At 31.6% G+C, this 17,568-nt stretch carries 17 protein-coding genes; 9 read left to right on the top strand and 8 right to left on the bottom strand.

Annotated features, from left to right (window positions below):
• Positions 1–14: 14 nt before the first annotated feature.
• Together RCH19_RS00205 and RCH19_RS00200 are read left to right on the top strand one after the other, a co-directional pair.
• Positions 15–1,226, top strand: a complete 1,212-nt coding sequence (locus tag RCH19_RS00205) for an MFS transporter (RefSeq protein WP_343021540.1) — start codon at positions 15–17, stop codon at positions 1,224–1,226.
• 259 nt (positions 1,227–1,485) lie between these two features.
• Positions 1,486–2,124 carry a peroxiredoxin gene (locus tag RCH19_RS00200; protein ID WP_121924196.1) on the top strand — a complete coding sequence of 213 codons (639 nt, stop codon included), beginning with the start codon at positions 1,486–1,488 and terminating at the stop codon, positions 2,122–2,124.
• A 41-nt stretch (positions 2,125–2,165) separates the two neighbouring features.
• Here the strand turns inward: RCH19_RS00200 and RCH19_RS00195 are convergent, their stop codons facing one another.
• The 7 genes from RCH19_RS00195 to RCH19_RS00165 all read right to left on the bottom strand — a co-directional run bounded on the left by RCH19_RS00195 (position 2,166) and on the right by RCH19_RS00165 (position 10,335).
• Positions 2,166–3,053, bottom strand: a complete 888-nt coding sequence (locus RCH19_RS00195; RefSeq protein WP_343021539.1) for a DMT family transporter — start codon at positions 3,051–3,053, stop codon at positions 2,166–2,168.
• Positions 3,053–3,634, bottom strand: coding sequence for a GDP-mannose pyrophosphatase NudK (gene nudK / locus RCH19_RS00190; RefSeq protein ID WP_343021538.1), 582 nt, complete (start codon positions 3,632–3,634; stop codon positions 3,053–3,055). The genes RCH19_RS00195 and nudK overlap by 1 nt, the downstream gene beginning before the upstream one ends.
• A gap of 59 nt (positions 3,635–3,693) precedes the next feature.
• Positions 3,694–4,965, bottom strand: coding sequence for an adenylosuccinate synthase (locus tag RCH19_RS00185; RefSeq protein WP_343021537.1), 1,272 nt, complete (start codon positions 4,963–4,965; stop codon positions 3,694–3,696).
• 25 nt (positions 4,966–4,990) lie between these two features.
• Positions 4,991–5,476, bottom strand: a complete 486-nt coding sequence (locus RCH19_RS00180; RefSeq protein ID WP_121924200.1) for a transcriptional repressor — start codon at positions 5,474–5,476, stop codon at positions 4,991–4,993.
• Between the two features lie 111 nt (positions 5,477–5,587).
• Positions 5,588–7,810, bottom strand: coding sequence for a RelA/SpoT family protein (locus tag RCH19_RS00175; protein ID WP_343021536.1), 2,223 nt, complete (start codon positions 7,808–7,810; stop codon positions 5,588–5,590).
• Positions 7,811–7,910: 100 nt separating this feature from the next.
• Complete coding sequence (locus RCH19_RS00170; protein WP_343021535.1) at positions 7,911–9,461, bottom strand: serine hydrolase; 1,551 nt, start codon at positions 9,459–9,461, stop codon at positions 7,911–7,913.
• A gap of 88 nt (positions 9,462–9,549) precedes the next feature.
• Positions 9,550–10,335, bottom strand: a complete 786-nt coding sequence (locus RCH19_RS00165; RefSeq protein WP_343021534.1) for an RNA methyltransferase — start codon at positions 10,333–10,335, stop codon at positions 9,550–9,552.
• A 177-nt stretch (positions 10,336–10,512) separates the two neighbouring features.
• On the opposite strand from RCH19_RS00165, the gene RCH19_RS00160 reads away from it, so the two are divergent.
• From RCH19_RS00160 to RCH19_RS00135, 6 genes are read left to right on the top strand one after another with little or no spacing between them, the layout of a single operon-like run.
• Entirely contained in the window at positions 10,513–11,115 is a 603-nt protein-coding gene (locus RCH19_RS00160) for a trimeric intracellular cation channel family protein (RefSeq protein ID WP_343021533.1), read from the top strand.
• A gap of 36 nt (positions 11,116–11,151) precedes the next feature.
• Complete coding sequence (locus RCH19_RS00155; protein ID WP_343021532.1) at positions 11,152–12,129, top strand: GNAT family N-acetyltransferase; 978 nt, start codon at positions 11,152–11,154, stop codon at positions 12,127–12,129.
• Positions 12,126–13,226, top strand: coding sequence for a DegT/DnrJ/EryC1/StrS family aminotransferase (locus tag RCH19_RS00150; protein WP_343021531.1), 1,101 nt, complete (start codon positions 12,126–12,128; stop codon positions 13,224–13,226). Before RCH19_RS00155 ends, RCH19_RS00150 begins: the two co-directional genes overlap by 4 nt.
• Before the next feature lie 52 nt (positions 13,227–13,278).
• Positions 13,279–14,502, top strand: coding sequence for an O-antigen translocase (locus RCH19_RS00145; RefSeq protein WP_343021530.1), 1,224 nt, complete (start codon positions 13,279–13,281; stop codon positions 14,500–14,502).
• Between the two features lie 18 nt (positions 14,503–14,520).
• Entirely contained in the window at positions 14,521–14,793 is a 273-nt protein-coding gene (locus RCH19_RS00140) for a glycosyltransferase family A protein (RefSeq protein ID WP_343021529.1), read from the top strand.
• A gap of 42 nt (positions 14,794–14,835) precedes the next feature.
• On the top strand, positions 14,836–15,558 hold the full coding sequence (locus tag RCH19_RS00135; RefSeq protein ID WP_343021528.1) for a hypothetical protein: 723 nt from the start codon (positions 14,836–14,838) through the stop codon (positions 15,556–15,558).
• On the opposite strand, the gene RCH19_RS00130 is transcribed toward RCH19_RS00135, so the two are convergent.
• Positions 15,532–16,446, bottom strand: a complete 915-nt coding sequence (locus tag RCH19_RS00130) for a glycosyltransferase (RefSeq protein ID WP_343021527.1) — start codon at positions 16,444–16,446, stop codon at positions 15,532–15,534. The genes RCH19_RS00135 and RCH19_RS00130 overlap by 27 nt on opposite strands.
• 47 nt (positions 16,447–16,493) lie before the next feature.
• On the opposite strand from RCH19_RS00130, the gene RCH19_RS00125 reads away from it, so the two are divergent.
• Entirely contained in the window at positions 16,494–17,561 is a 1,068-nt protein-coding gene (locus RCH19_RS00125; protein WP_343021526.1) for a glycosyltransferase, read from the top strand.
• The last annotated feature ends 7 nt before the right edge of the window (positions 17,562–17,568 follow it).

The following is a 17,568-nucleotide window of genomic DNA, read 5'->3' as shown; positions in this document are numbered from 1 at the left end:
TTTTATCTTAAAAAATGAATTCATCTTCCGCTACCGCATCCCAAAGTGAAGTTTTAAATAATGGTCAACAAACCGTTTACCCAATACTGTTTTCAATAGCATTTGCGCATTTAATAAACGACTTATTACAAGCCGTTATTCCTGCTGCGTATCCAGTTCTAAAAGAAAATTATAATTTAACATTTACCCAAATTGGTTTAATTACACTCGCATATCAATTAGCAGGTTCGCTTTTACAGCCACTAGTTGGTCTTTACACTGATAAAAAGCCAAAACCTTATTCTCAAATTTTTGGAATGATTTTCACCTCGCTTGGAATAGTATCATTATCGTATGCGGATAGTTTTTCATTGATTATTGTTTCGGTTATTTTAGTTGGTATCGGTTCTTCTATTTTTCATCCTGAAGCTTCCCGAATTTCTTTTTTAGCATCAGGAGGAAAGCGCGGATTAGCGCAGTCTATCTTTCAACTTGGAGGTAACGCAGGAACTGCTTTAGGACCTTTATTAGTAGCATTAATTGTCGTTCCTAATGCGCAACATTATATCATTTGGTTTTTGATTGCTGCAGGAGTTGGGTTGATTGTGTTGAGTAGAATAGCTACTTGGTATCAAAATCATCTTAGTTTGAGGAGTGCAAAAAAAGCAGTGATTGATTTACCTAACATTTCGCAAAATAAGATTGTGATCTCAGTTGTAATTTTGATGGTTTTGATATTTTCAAAGTTTGTTTATATGGCAAGTATGTCTAGCTATTTTACTTTTTATTTGATGGAAAAGTTTAAACTATCAGTACAAGATTCTCAATTTTATTTAGTTTTGTTTTTAGCTTCTTGTGCCGTTGGAACATTAATTGGAGGACCGCTAGGTGATCGATTTGGTAGAAAATATGTTATTTGGTTTTCTGTTTTAGGCGCTGCGCCATTTACGTTGATGTTACCTTTTGTCGATTTGTTTTGGACTGGGGTTTTATCAGTTGTAATCGGAACTGTTATTTCTTCGGCATTTCCTGCAATTTTAGTTTATGCTCAAGAATTACTACCTAAAAAACTTGGAATGGTTTCTGGTCTTTTCTACGGTTTTGCTTTTGGAATGGGAGGACTTGGTTCCGCATTACTTGGTAATCTCGCAGATCACACGAGTATAACGTATGTGTATTATCTCTGTGCTTATTTGCCATTAATAGGTATCATCGCTTTCTTTTTACCAAATTTAAAGAAGAAATAAAAATCACTTAAATAGTAATTGAAGCTTCTTCTTTTTACTAAAATTTGTTACTGCTTTTTGAGTAATGAATGTTTTCTTAATTGCAGTTAAATGCCTAAAAGATGTATGATTATTGTCATTTATAACTCCTACTAAATAATTATTTATTCTTATTATTTATTTTCGAAAATAAAAATTAGCAGAATTTTAAGATTATTTTTCTTCTTTATTAGTTAAAATTCAATAACTTAGAGTGTTATTAATTAGAAAATAAAACAATATGGCAACAGTACGATTAGGTGATATTGCTCCCGACTTCGAAGCAGAAACATCACAAGGAAAAATAAAATTTCACGAATGGATGGGCGACTCTTGGTGTGTCTTATTTTCGCATCCAGCAGATTTCACTCCCGTTTGTACCACAGAATTAGGAGCAGTGGCAAATTACTATCCTGAATTCCAAAAAAGAAATGTAAAAGTAATTGCTTTGAGCGTTGACGGCGTTGATTCTCATATGGAGTGGATTAAAGATATTAATGAAACACAACACACCACTGTTAACTTTCCTATAATAGCTGATGAAGATAAGCGTGTGGCTGAATTATATGATATGATGCATCCTAATGCAAGTGAAAGCTTTACCGTGCGTTCTGTATTTATTATTGGACCTGATAAAAAAGTAAAATTAACCTTGACTTATCCAGCATCGACGGGAAGGAATTTTGATGAAATATTGCGTGTTATTGATAGTTTACAATTAACAGCTAATTATAGTGTAGCTACACCAGCTAACTGGAAAGATGGTGAAAAAGTAGTGATTTCGCCATCAATTAAAGATGAAGATATCGCGGCAAAATTTCCAAAAGGATATGAGAAAATTAAACCATATTTAAGAATGACACCGCAACCTAATAAATAAGTAGCAGTAAATTACAATTTGTTAAGAAAGCAGCATAAATTTTATGCTGCTTTTTTATTTGTAAGCAATAGACCTAACACTATTATCGTCATGCTTATAATTTGGATAAGACCAATGGCTTGGCCGAGAAAAAAATAAGCTATGATGCCACTAAATATTGGAATCAAATAATAAATTACAGCAGTTTTTGAAGTTCCAATTAAAGAAATAGCCTCGTTCCATAAATAAAAACACACTAGAGACGCAAAAATCCCTACATAAGAAGTTATTAATATAGTTTTTGAGTCAAAAGTAACTTGGTTATAATTTACATGTTCAAAAATGTAAAATGGCAGGAGTAGTAAGGTTCCGATAATAAAAACACTGAATAGAAATACTTTAGAATCTAATGCTGCTGGTTTCTTTCGAACTAAGATAGTATAACAAGCAAAGAATAAACAAGCCAGAAGCATCAATAAATCTCCACTTGTAAAATTGATATTGATTAGTGCTTGTAAGGATCCTTTTGTGATAAGTATTAAAACACCCATTATTATAATTGCTATTCCTACCATTTTTGTAGTCGAGACTTTTTCTTTAAAAACAATTCTCGAAATGGCGATAATAAATAAAGGAATTGAAATAGCCATCAGAGATAAGTTAATCGCACTCGTTGTTTGTCCCGCAAAGTAAATCAAAGTATTAAATATACTTATCCCGAAAATAGCAGTTATTATTAAATAGCCAAAATGTCTTTTTACAATTGCAAAATCGCCGATAGTATTTTTTAAAGCAAATGGTGCAAACACGATGCACGCAATTGTCCATCGCCAAAAAGCTAATCCAATGGGCGGAATATGATCTTTTACACCACTAGCGATTACCATATTTACGGACCAAAGAAGCGTAGCTATCAGTGCAAATAAAACGCCTTTCATCTGATTATTCATTAAATAAGATTCTTTATCTTGGCGTGTTGTAGTAGTAAAATTGTTTTTGCATCTTTAATTTCACCAGTCGAAATCATATTGTAAGCTTCGTCGTATGACATTTCTAAAACGTCAATGTTTTCTTGTTCGCTTTCTAATCCACCGCCTTCACTCACTTTCATACTTGCGTTATATTCACCCACAAATAAATGTAAAATTTCAGTTACAGCGCCAGGAGACATATAGGATTCCATTATTTTCTCTACTTTAGAAATGCGATAGCCAGTTTCTTCTTCAGTTTCGCGAATGATACATTCTTCAGGATTATCTTTATCTAAAAGGCCTGCGCAAACTTCGATCATCATTCCTGATTTATTTCCATTTAGATAAGAAGGTAATCTAAACTGTCGTGTCAATAAAACTTTTTTCGTATTAGGATTATATAGTAAAATAGCAGCACCATCTCCTCGATCATAAACTTCTCGTTTTTGAGTAATCCAAGAGCCATCTTTTTTTTGATAGTCAAAAGTTACTTTGTTTAGAATATACCAGTTGTCAGAAAGTAATTCCGTTTTCTGTATTTTTATAGAAGGATTTTTCATGAGTGTAATTTTGTGAAACTAAAAAAAAACGCTCTGAAATTTTCAGAGCGTTAGTAATATTATTTTAGAATTGTTTGCTTTCTATCTGGCCCTACAGATACAATTTTAATAGGAACTTCGACTTCTTTCTCTATAAATTCGATGTATTCTTTTAACTCTTGAGGTAATTCATCATAAGTAGTAATACCAGTTAAATCTTGTTTCCATCCTTTGAAGTCTTGGTAAACAGGAGTTACATTTTCTGGATCGATGTTATAAGGAAAATGAGAAATATTTTCTCCCTTATACGTATATTCAGTACAAACTTTCAATGTTTCAAATCCTGAAAGTACATCGCCTTTCATCATCATTAATTGCGTTACTCCATTTACTTGAATAGCGTATTTAAGCGCAACTAAGTCTAACCAACCACAACGTCTTTGTCTTCCAGTCACAGATCCAAATTCATTTCCTACGCGTGCCATCGTTGCACCATCTTCGTCGAAAAGTTCTGTTGGAAATGGTCCACTTCCTACACGAGTGATATACGCTTTAAAAATTCCGTAAACTTCCTTGATTTTGTTTGGAGCAATTCCTAAACCAGTACAAGCTCCTGCTGCAGTAGTATTTGAAGATGTTACAAATGGATAAGTTCCAAAGTCAACGTCTAATAATGAACCTTGAGCGCCTTCACATAATATAGATTTACCAGCTTTTTGAGCTTGGTGTAAATATTCTTCACTATCAATAAAATCTAATTTTTTTAGATCTTCGATAGCTTCAAAAAATTCTTTTTCTAATTCTGGTAAATTGTATTGAATATCGACATCATAAAACGCTATCATTGCTTCGTGCTTGTCAGCTAGAGCTCTGTAACGATCTGCAAAATCTTCTAATTCAATATCACCAACACGGATTCCGTTTCTACCTGTTTTGTCCATGTAAGTTGGTCCAATACCTTTTAGAGTAGATCCAATTTTAGCTTTTCCTTTAGAAGCTTCAGAGGCTGCATCTAATAAACGGTGTGTAGGCAAAATTAAATGTGCTTTTCTAGAAATGATCAATTTAGATTGTAAATCCAAGTTGAACTTAGCTAAACCGTCAATTTCGCTTTTAAAAACTACAGGGTCAATTACAACACCATTACCAATAATGTTGATATTATTTCCGTGAAAAATTCCGGAAGGAATGGTTCTAAGCACGTGTTTTATTCCGTCAAATTCTAAAGTATGTCCTGCATTAGGTCCTCCTTGAAAACGAGCGATAATGTCGTATTTTGAAGTAAGAACATCAACAATTTTTCCTTTTCCTTCATCTCCCCATTGTAATCCTAGTAATAAATCTACGGTCATTCTGCGTGTTATTTGTAGTTAATTTTTATATTTCGGAACCGTCTAGTTCCACATTCTTTTTTTGTTTTTTTACACCATAGAGATACAACGAATGATTTGTGATTTCGATATCAAAAATCTCTTCAATAGTTTTCTTTATTGTTTGGATTCGAGGATCACAAAATTCAATTACTTCTCCAGTGTCAGTCATAATAATATGATCGTGCTGTTTGTCAAAGTATGATTTTTCGTAATGAGCTTGATTTTGCCCAAATTGGTGTTTTCTTACTAAAGCGCAATCGAGTAGCAATTCGATTGTATTATAAAGCGTCGCTCTACTCACACGATAGTTTTTATTTTTCATTTTGATATAAAGGTTTTCTACATCAAAATGTTCTTCGCTATCGTAAATTTCCTGAAGGATAGCATAACGTTCAGGTGTCTTGCGATGTCCTTTATTTTCAAGATACATTGTAAAGACATTTTTTACAATTTCTTGGTTTTTCGAGTTATCTGTGGAAATGAGTGTCATATAGTGGCAAAGATAATTTATTTAGTTAAAGAATAAAACTTCCCGTTTGATAAGTTTGAAGTTTGTCCTGTTTCCAGTCTAATATGTTTCATTTAGAAGATAAACTAAATTTTAGGTTTTATATTCTCTCGTAACTTTTTCTACACCATCGATTTTTTTGATATTACTTATCATCTTTTTCAAAATGGTGTTGTTTTGAACTACCACGGTAACTTGACCATGAAAAATACCTGCATCAGTGCTCAAAGCGATACTTTGAATATTTACATGCATATTATTCGAAATCACCTTCGTCAACTGGTTCGTCAGTCCTAGAACGTCCATTCCAGTAACATTAATTATTGCCTTAAATTCTTCTTGTGATGAGTCAATCCACTTTGCTGTCATGATTCGGTATGCGTAATTTGATTGCATTCCTATAGCATTAGGACAATCTTTTTTATGCACTTTTATTCCTTCGTTAATAGTAACAAAACCAAAAACGTCATCTCCAGGAATTGGATTGCAACAAGGTGATAATTTGTAATCTAATTTGTCTTGTTCTTTACCAAAAACAAGCATGTCATAATTACTACTTATAATTGGTTTTTGAATGTCTTCAATAGCTTGTGAGCTAGGAGAGCGCTTCATTTTATTTTTGAAAAAATTAATGAAGGTGTTACTTTTTTGTGCTGCGTAATCTTTTAATTGCTGGTTTTCGATTGCACCAACACCTACGCGATAAAACAAATCTAAACTGGTTTTTAACTTAAAAAAGTTCACTAGTTCATTTATAACCTGCTCGCTTAACGTTATTTTAAGGTGTTTTAATTTACGGGTAAGTAACTCTTTACCTTCTTCACCAATTTTTTTGGTGTTTTCGTTTAAAACATTTTTTATCTTGGTTTTTGCTCGTGAGGTAGTAACATAATCCAACCAGTTTATGGTTGGTTTTTGATGTTGCGAAGTAATAACTTCTATTTGGTCACCACTCTTTAATTCGAAATTTAAAGGAACTAATTTTCCATTTACGCGCGTTCCTCTTGTTCTAATACCTATTTCAGAGTGAATACTAAATGCAAAATCTAGGGATGTTGCACCTTTTGGCAATGATTTGATTTCTCCCTTTGGTGTAAATACAAAGATCTCTTTTGAATATAAATTCATTTTGAAATCTTCGACAAAATCTACAGCATTGGTTTCTGCATTTTCTAAGGCTTCTTTAAGTAAATTAAGCCAAACATCTAATCCGCTTTCTTCAGTAGCACCATTTTTATACTTGTAATGCGCTGCATATCCTTTCTCAGCAATTTCATCCATGCGTTCACTGCGCACTTGTACTTCAACCCAGCGCCCTTTTGGCCCCATAACGGTGATGTGCAAGGCCTCGTATCCAGTCGATTTTGGTGATGATATCCAGTCGCGTAAACGGCTTGGACTTGGACGATAATGATCCGTAACGATAGAATATATTTTCCACGCAATAAACTTCTCTTCGTGCGGATTTGATTTATAAACAATACGCAAAGCAAACTTATCATAGACTTCTTCAAAGCTTACGTTTTGTGCATGCATTTTTCGACGAATCGAATAAATCGATTTTGGACGACCTTTTATAATATATTCAACTCCTTCTTCGTCGAGAGATTTCTTAATTACATCAGAAATAGATTTTATATAATCATCCTGTTCTTCTTTAGTCTCTTTTAGTTTACTTACAATTTCATTGTAAATAGCAGGTTCAGTATATTTTAAACCTAAATCTTCTAGTTTGGATTTAATATTATATAATCCAAGTCGATGTGCTAGGGGTGCGTAAATGTATAGCGTCTCTGATGCGATTTTGGTTTGTTTGTCCTCGCGCATAGAATCCATTGTTTGCATATTGTGCAAACGGTCAGCGAGCTTAATTAAGATAACACGAACGTCATCATTAAGAGTTAATATCATTTTACGGAAATTCTCCGCTTGCATTGATATATTTAAATCTTTTTGAACTAATGCTATTTTGGTAAGTCCCTCTACAATTTGAGCGAGTTTTGGATTAAACATTCGCTCGATATCTTCGACCGTAGTTGGCGTGTCTTCGACTACATCGTGTAATAATGCTGCAGCGATCGACGTTGCTCCAAGACCAATTTCTGACGCTACTATCTTTGCAACAGCAATTGGATGAAAAATATAAGCTTCACCTGATTTTCTACGCTGATCTTTATGTGCTTCGACTGCAACATCAAATGCCTTCCTGATCAGTTTTTTATCATCATCAGTTAGCGTTTGATAGCTTATGCGCAACAATTCTTTATATTCTTGAGCAATTGCTTTATTTTCTTTCTCTAGGTCAATTTCTATCATAATTGGTAGGATTCAATTCCTAAAAATAGAAATTTGTTAGGATATATACAAGGAAAAACAGCATTCTGTTTGTTATTAATCAAATTTAATTTATTAAAGATTATTGCATTTTAGCGAAATCTAAATCTTGGAAATCATAACTAAAGTCAGTCAATTCTGAAATAGGTTTCATCGTTAATCGAATTGCCTTTCCAGTTGCATCGCACTCAAAAAACAAGTGTGCATCAGCATGAAAATAAGCATTATTCCATTTTACCACATAATTATTTCCTTTGTAATAAAAAACCTCACCAGCAAGTTGAGGAGAACGTTTTGAAGCAAAGTATAATCTTCCATTTTTCTCAGAAAGAACTACTTCTCCAAACCAATTGTCTTTGTATGAACCTAAAACAGTTTTAAAGTCAACTTTAAATTTGTCTTTTTTATTTTTAGCAACGGTCGCCCATACTGCTTCTGTTTTTTTATCAGCTGATGCTTCATTTTCTTTTAAACTTTTGCTGTAATTAGCTACATAATCTTCTGCTTGTATTCCTAAATAACTATCTTTTATTGTATTTGTAATTGCTCTAAAAGCCGCTCCAGATTGCTGATTTGTTAAAACAATAATTCCTAGATTCAATTCAGGTAGTAAAGTAACTTGAGTAACAATCCCTTCTAAACCTCCAGTGTGAGTAACTTGTTTGAATCCTTTTACATCACTTAAAAACCATCCTAATCCATAACCACTAAAGTGAGTTTTGTACGGAGGTCGTGGATTTACCGGAATAATAGTTTGCAATTGCCACATTTCATTATGCTCCTTTTTTGAAAATAATTGCTTATTATCTGCGCCGTATTGTCCATTATTCATTTGCATAATTGTCCATTTACTCAAATCATTTACACTAGAATAAATCCCTGCTGCTGCATCAAAAAGTTGATTTTGATAACGCTTAATGACTTTTAACTTTCCATCAATAGGAACGTGCGGAGCAATAATGTTTGTAGAATCTTTCAAACGTACATAAGAAGCCGCACTATTATTCATTTCTAGCGGTTTCATGATGCGCTGCTCTATAAAGTCGCACCAACTCATTCCACTTGCTTTGTGAATAACTTCTCCAGCAACAATATAAAGTAAATTGTCGTAATCATATTGTGTTCTAAAAGCTGATACCGGTTTTAAATACTGTAAATTCTCAATAATATCTTGTGCTTTAAAATCGCTTCCATCTGGCCATATCATTAAATCACCTGCTCCTAGACCTAATCCGCTGCGGTGTGTTAATAAATCTCTAATCGTAAATTCAGTTGTAACGTAATCATTATACATTTTGAAATTAGGAAGGTATTGAATCACTTTATCATCCCATTTAACTTTTCCTTCATCTACAAGCATCGCGAGTGCAGCGCTAGTAAATGCTTTACTATTGGAAGCTATTCCAAAAAGTGTGTTTGCATCTACTTTTTCTTTAGTTAAAATTGATTTTACACCGTATCCTTCGGCGTGAACTATTTTTCCATCTTTCACAATTGCAACTGCGATTCCCGGAACATTAAAAGTTTTTAGCGTTTTTTCTACTAGTTCATCGACTTGTTTCGAGCTAATTTGTGCAAATAGATTTGCAGTCGAAACCGTTAAAATTAAAAGTGTAATCGTTACCTTTTTCATGTTTCAATATTTTTTATTAATTCTTTAAAAATCTAAAATCTAAAATCTAAAATCTAAAATCTAAAATCTAAAATCTGCAATCAAAAATCTAAAACCCTCTTTGTCTTTTTGCTTCGAAAATCAAAATTGCAGCCGCAACCGAAACATTCATTGAATCTATTTCGCCTTGCATTGGAATAATGATATTTTGAGTGGCTGCTTCACGCCATTCATTAGTCAATCCCGTCGCCTCAGTACCTACAACTAGAGCAGTAGGTGTCGTATAATCTTGCGTATGATAGGATGTGGAATTTTGTAAAGTCGCGCAGTAGAAGTTGATCTTTTTTTCTTTTAAAAAAGTAATTATTTCAGTTGTTGTTCCTGTCGCAATTTGGTTTGTAAAAAGGCAACCCACGCTCGACCGAACAATATTAGGACTGTATAAATCACTTTTAGGATTAGCAACAATGACGGCGTCAAGATTAGCTGCATCTGCTGTCCTAAGTAAAGCACCAATATTTCCTGGCTTTTCTGGAGCTTCAGCAATTATAATTAATGGATTGTCCGATAATTTTAAATCAGACAATTGCATTGATTTTGTTTTGGCTACAGCCAAAATTCCTTCAGTAGTATCTCGATATGCTAATTTTTGATAAACTTCTTTATTAATTTCGACTAGCTCTGCATTATCTGAAAGCTGTCGTGCATCATTTTCCGAGCAAATTTCTGGATAAAATAAAAGTGTTTCTATTTCGTAACCTCCTTTAATGGCGATTGCAATTTCACGTTTTCCCTCCATCAAAAAAGTACCCGATTGTTTTCTCGCCTTTGCTTTTTCCTGCAATTGCACTAAAGTTTTTATATATGGATTTTGTATCGAAGTGATTTGTTTCAAGACTTTCAACTATTTAATTAGTAGCTACAAATATACATAGAGAATTCGCAGTTTTTTAAATCGCTTTCGAATATTTGCTACCTATTTCAATAAACCTTAATTAAGATGGTTTCAATCTGATTTGACAAGTATTTTCTTTATTTTTGTCGAATTCTTAAAATTAAAATCCCAAAATAAATGTTTCAACTATTAGATATCATTGGTACGATGGCTTTTGCAATGTCCGGTGCATTGACCGCAATGAATAAAAAGATGGATCCTTTTGGTGTTTTTATTATTGCATTTGTGACTGCTGTTGGTGGAGGAACCTTGCGCGATATCATGATTGGAAGAACTCCAGTAGGCTGGATGCTTGATTTAAAGTACGCTTACGTAATCACTATTGGTTTTGCTTTAGCAATTATTTTTAGGAAAAAATTTGATCGACTTCGCACTTCATTATTTTTATTTGACACGATAGGATTGGGAGTATTTACATTAATTGGTCTCGAAAAAGGTATTAATATTGGACTTCATCCTATAATTTGCATTGCATTAGGCACAATGACTGCCTGTTTTGGTGGAGTTATAAGGGATATTTTATGTACAGAAATACCTGTTATTTTTAGAAAGGAAATTTATGCAACCATTTGTATTTTAGGTGGCGCGGTTTTTTTTCTACTTAAAAAATTCAATTTAGAAAGCGATGCTTTGTATTTAATTACTTCACTAGTTATAATTTCTGTTCGTTTAATGGCTGTAAAATTTAAATGGTATTTGCCAACATTAGAAAATAAATAAAAAAATGCTTAATTTCCCAAAGTTTAAAATTAAAGCGTGAAAAATTATTTCGTCAAGCAATACAAGGAAGATGATTATTCAAATTGGAATTCCTTTATCGTTGAAGCCAAAAATGCTACATTTCTATTTCATCGAGATTTTATGGAATACCACAAAGATCGTTTTGAGGATTTCTCGTTATTGATTTATGACAACCGAAAACTTGTCGCAGTGTTGCCAGCGAATAGAGTAGGAGAAGTTATCCATTCTCATCAGGGCCTTACCTATGGCGGGTTAGTTTATAATGAAAGATTAAAATTAGCAACAATTCTACAAATTTTTAGATCGGTTTTAATTTATTTAAACGAAAATAAAATGGAACGACTAGCTTTAAAAATCATACCTAGTTTTTACAATAATTATTATGCCGAGGAAGTTCAGTATGCATTATTTTCAGTTCAAGCTAAATTAATTAGACGAGATACTTGTGCTGTAATTGAATTACAAAAAAAATTCAAAGTTGCTAAAGGCCGACTTGGGGGAATCAATAGAGGGAAAAAGCTTGGACTTATAGTTAAAGAGGAATCAAATTTTGAAGTTTTTTGGAATCAAATTTTAATTCCTAATCTTGATATCGTGCATCAAGCTAAGCCAATTCATTCGTTACAAGAGATTAAGTCTTTACATCAAAAATTCCCTAAAAATATCAGACAGTTTAATGTTTATAGTAATGGGAAATTAGTAGCCGGAACAACTATTTTTGAAAGTAAAAATGTTGCGCATTCGCAATATATTTGTGGGAATGAAGAGAAGGGGATTTTAGGTAGTATCGATTTTCTATACGATCATTTGCTGACTTCTGTATTTCATGAAAAGCAGTATTTTGATTTTGGAGTTTCAAATATAAATCAAGGTAAAAATTTGAATGAAGGATTGTCTTATTGGAAAGAAAGCTTTGGAGCGAATATAGCAGTACAAGATTTTTATGAAGTTGAAACGTCCAATTACCATCTTTTAGAGAATGTATTAGTATGATTAAATTTTTAGATTTAAAAAAGATTAATGAACCCTACGAAAGTGCATTTCAAGAAAAATTGAAATCAGTTTTAACAAGTGGATGGTATATTTTAGGTAGTGAGGTTGCAGCATTTGAAACAAATTTTGCTCAGTACTGCGGTGCGAAGTACTGCATAGGAACAGGAAATGGATTAGATGCGCTTGTTCTAATTTTTAAAGGATATATTGAATTAGGAAAGTTACAAAAAGGCGATGAAGTTATTGTTCCTGCTAATACATATATCGCTAGTATTCTTGCTATTTTACAAGCTGATCTAGCTCCAGTTTTGGTCGAGCCAAAAATAGAAACATATAATATCAATCCAGACTTAATTAGTGATAGAATCAATTCTAGAACTAGGGCGATTTTAGCAGTTCATTTGTACGGCCAATTGGCCGATATGGAAACAATAAATACCATTGCTACTAGACATAATTTGATTGTTGTAGAAGATGCTGCGCAGGCTCATGGTGCAAAAGCAAATCAAAAATCAAAAACAATAAATCAAGAAACTGCAACTGCTTATAGTTTTTATCCAGGTAAAAACTTGGGTGCATTAGGAGATGGTGGAGCGGTAGTAACAAACGACGCTGAATTAGCGAACGTGATTCAATCGCTTCGCAATTATGGTTCCAAAACAAAGTATTATAATGATTATATCGGTGTTAATTCAAGATTAGATGAACTTCAAGCTGCTTTTTTAAATGTTAAATTACCTAATTTAGATCGTGATAATGATAATCGCCGTTCCACTGCAAGACGCTACATATCTGAAATAAAGAATGATAAAATTGTATTGCCTTTTCACGATAATTCAAAGAACCATGTTTTTCATCTATTTGTAATTAGAACTAACCGTAGAAATGAATTGCAAAATTATTTATTGCAAAATGATATTCAAACGGTTATTCATTACCCGATCGCTCCTCATAAACAAAAAGCTTTAATTGGTTTTAATAATTTATCTTTTCCTATCGCTGAAAAAATTCATGACGAAGTGTTGAGTTTACCTATCAGTCCAGTTATGACTTTTGATGAGGTGGATTATATTATTGAAATTATGAATAAATTCTAATTTGGAATTCGTCAAAAAAATATTGCAAACTCAATTATTCAAAATATCTTCTTTGAATAGCATTAGTGTTTTTATTAAGTTATTCATCGGAATTATAACTTCTAAAATGCTTGCTGTATTCGTAGGACCGGGAGGAATGGCATATATAGGTAATTTTCGAAATTTCATGACATCTTTAGAAGGAGTTTCCACGTTAGCTTTTTCATCAGGTGTTATTAAGTATATTGGCGAAAATGAAGGAAATGAAAAAGAACTTAGTAAAATAATTACGACTGTTTTAATTACATTTTTATTTCTTTCAACCATCATTGGTCTCTTGCTATTTTCCTTTTCTAGTTTTATTACCACTAAAATTTTCGGGAATAATATTCAGTATGAAATAATTTTTAAAGTGGTGGCCATAGTATTACCATTTAGTGTTATTTCCTCTCTTTTTGTAAGTATTATCAATGGTTTAGGTAAATACAATAAGTTAGTTTACGCCACTATTGTTAGTAATATAATTGCGATAATTTTAACTGCATCATTGATATACGAATTCAAATTAGTTGGAGCGCTTATTTCGATCGCTGTAAATCCTATCATTCTTTTTACCGTAAATTTCTTCTATGTCCCTAAAGAATTACAAATTATTAACAGAATAGATTTTAAAGAGTATGATTTTGTTGTAATAAAAAAACTAGCGGGATTTTCAATTATGATATTACCTTCTTTTTTATTGAGTCCTTACATTACATTAGAAATTAGAAAATTTTTAATTATTACGGTCGGACTTGATGAGTCTGGATTTTGGGAAGCGATTACGAAGGTTTCTAATTTATATTTAATTTTTATAAGTACTTTAGTTAGTCTATATTTTTATCCTCAATTAATTAAAGCAAAAAGTAAAAAGCAAACAAAAGAAGTTTTTTTACAATTTTATAAGTCCATCATTCCACTATTTATTTGCTGTGCTGTTGTTATTTATTTTTTAAGATTTTGGATTGTGAAAACACTTTTTAGTAATGAATTTTTACTTGTGTCTGATTTATTTTTATGGCAAATTATTGGAGATTTTTTCAAAATATGTGGTACTATTATAGCATTTCAATTCTTAGCGAAGAGAATTATCGTTCCCTATATTATATTTGAATTTTCGGCAAACGTGTTTCTATATTTTTTTAGTATCTACTGTATTGAATTAGTAGGAATTCAAGGTGTGCTGATTGCGCAAGCAGCTGAACATTGTTTGTATTTAATTGTTATTACGATTTATTTTCGAAAACTGATATTTTAAGTTACAGAGACAATTAAAATGAAAAACGATAAACTGATCACTATTTTTATTCCTGTCTATAATGGTGAGAAATATTTGCAGCAAACATTGACCTCAATCAAAAAGCAAACTTATACTAACATAGAAATACTTTTAGTTGATGATTCCTCTTGCGATAGTAGTCTTCAAATTATAAGCGAATATGCTAAAGATGATAAGAGGTTTAAAATTTTTGTAAAAGAGAATGGAGGAATGGTTGCAAACTCAATGAATTTTGTAATGCCAAAGATTAATGGGGATTACTTTTTTTAAGCTTCGCAAGATGATATTTTTTCATTAGATCTAGTTCAACAAATGGTTGAAAAGCAAAATGAAACAGGAGCTGAATGTGTTTTACCAATCATGGAATTTTATTTTGAAAAAAAATCAAATAACAAAAGAATTGTAGGGCTTAATGGAGATAAAAACATTCAATTATCAGGAAAAGAAGCTTGCGTTGCTTCTTTAAATTGGTCTATTCACGGCTTTGTATTGATAAAAAGTGATTTACTAAAAGCTGAATTTTTTCCAGAGGATGCTTTTGATTCTGATGAATATATAACTCGCAAGCTATTTTTGAAAAGTAATAAAGTCGTATTTAGTGATGGAGTTTTTTTTTATCGTCAAGATAATTTAAACGCTATAACTAAAACGTTTGGTAAGAAAAATTTTTATGTTTTAAATTCTTCTTGGAAACTTTACACTCTTTTAAAAGAAAACAACTATGATGAAAATATTATTTTTAATAGCCAGATAGGAATCATTCATCAGTATCTAGATCTTTATTCAATTTTTAAATCTTTTACATTTATAAATGAGATTGATAAGAATGATGTTCATTTATTTTTAAAAAAGTATAAAAATAAGCATCTGGTACATGATTTTTTGTTTTATAATTTGCAGTACACATTAAGACATTTCAAATGGAAATATTTAATCTTAATAGCGGTCATAAAGGTCGGTTTTCTTTTTAAAATTTTTATAAAATATAAAAGAACGAAACTGAAAAAATCAAATTTCAAAAGATCTATTTCTTAAAATTATACAGCGCACTTTTAACTCCAGATAAACATATTTAATTAGTAATTTGAAATTTCTAGTTTTAAAAGCTACTGTCATTTCAAAATGTATTCTTTTAAGCATTGCTATGAATTCTACTTTTTTATTATTTAAATGAATTACTTTTTTTAAAATTAAGTAAGTACTATAATTAAAATTGTTAGTTTTTTTATTGTTTTTTTTCTCTAACAAAGTGTACATCGAATTTTTTAAAACTCTTTTCTGGACTAAAATTTTATCTATATAATCAAAGTGATAAATTCGAGCTGCCCGAATCCAGAAGTCGTAATCTTCGTACGCTAATGTTTCGTCGTATCCTTCTAAATTTTCAAAGACTTCCCTTTTAATTAGAGCAGTGATAGAGCATAAATTGTTATTTCCATTTAGTAAACCTATATAAATGTCACCTGTCGGTTGAGATTTAATCCTTCTTTTTTGCTTATCCGTTATAAAGTAATCTTTGATAAAGTCACCTTTTTCTGTGAATAATTCAGCATTTCCGTATATGACTCCTACGTTTTGATGTACTGTCGTAATAAAACCTTTTAATTGATTTTCAATACAATCTGATTTTAGAATGTCATCAGCCGCGAGATCGATAATATATTCACCTTTAGCAATTTTTAAACACTGATTGAAAGATTTTGTATTACCTAAATTTTCTTTGTTGATTAAAAAGGGAATCTTTGGATTTTTTTTTAGCCAGTTTTCGATAACTTGAACTGAATTGTCAGTGCTAAAGTCGTCAGCGATGATCAATTCTACGTTCTTATGTGTTTGATTTAACACTGATTCTAAAGCTTCAACCACAAAGCTTTCATGATTATAGCACAAACAAATAACGGTAACTAGCGGATTGCTGTGCATACTATGGGATAAGATTTTTATATTTGGTACGAAAATAAGAATAACAATTGGGAAAGGAGCGTAAAAATATTAAAATAGCACTAGTTGGCTATAAACTATCTGAGGGTGGATTGGAGCATGTCTTTGGTACAGTTTCTGAGTTGCTTTATCATGCTAATTATGAAGTTCATGTTATTGTTTTAGAAAACAAGATTGAGTTTCCGTATCATGGAACCTTACTTAATTTGGGATGTTATTCTAAATTTAAAAAGTATTTTCAATTAAAACAGTATTTAGTAAGGAACAACTTTGACTATATAATTGATTTTAGACACCGTATAAATCCATGGATGGAAATTCTTTTTATCTATTATATTTTTGCTGGTTTTAAATTTATATATACGGTTCACAGCAGTAGATTAGAGATTTACTTAACCTCAAGATCTTGGGTTGCAAGAAAAATATTGAACAAAGCTTTCAAAATAGTCGCTGTTTCCAGAGCTCTAAATGAAAAAATAAAACTAAAATATGGATTTATTAAAGCTGTGACAATACCTAATTCTGTATCGGAGAAAGCAACAGAATTTGATTATTTAAACTCTTTGCTTCCTTTTAAATATTGTATTGCAGTTGGTAGATTAGTAAATTTGAAACAGTTTGATAAAATGATTGCTGCATATCATGAATCAATTTTACCAACAAGTGAAATTCACCTCGTTATTTTAGGTCAAGGAGAAGAGAAAGAAAATTTGCTGCAACAAATAGAAAATTTAAATTTGACAAAATACGTCCATTTACTAGGTTTTAAAAATGATGCTTATTTTTATATTAAAGATGCTCAATTTTTAGTTCTAAGTAGCAAATATGAAGGTTTTTCGATGGTTATTTTAGAAGCTTTAAATGCCGGTATTCCAGTTGTTTCCTTTGATTGTGAAACAGGACCGAGTGAATTAGTAACGCATGAATATAATGGTTTGTTAGTTGAAAATCAAAATTTTATAGCGCTGAAAGAATCATTAAACAGAATGGTAGAAAATCCTGCATTATATAATTACTGTAAAAAAAACGCAAAAGAATCTGTAAGTAAATTTTCAAATGAGAAAGTTGCTAAAAAATGGATTGATTTATTAAATTAGATAAGTA

Source organism: Flavobacterium sp. PL12 (assembly GCF_039123485.1).
GTDB classification, from domain to species: domain Bacteria; phylum Bacteroidota; class Bacteroidia; order Flavobacteriales; family Flavobacteriaceae; genus Flavobacterium; species Flavobacterium weaverense.
This window is presented reverse-complemented; position numbering and strand designations above follow the sequence as displayed.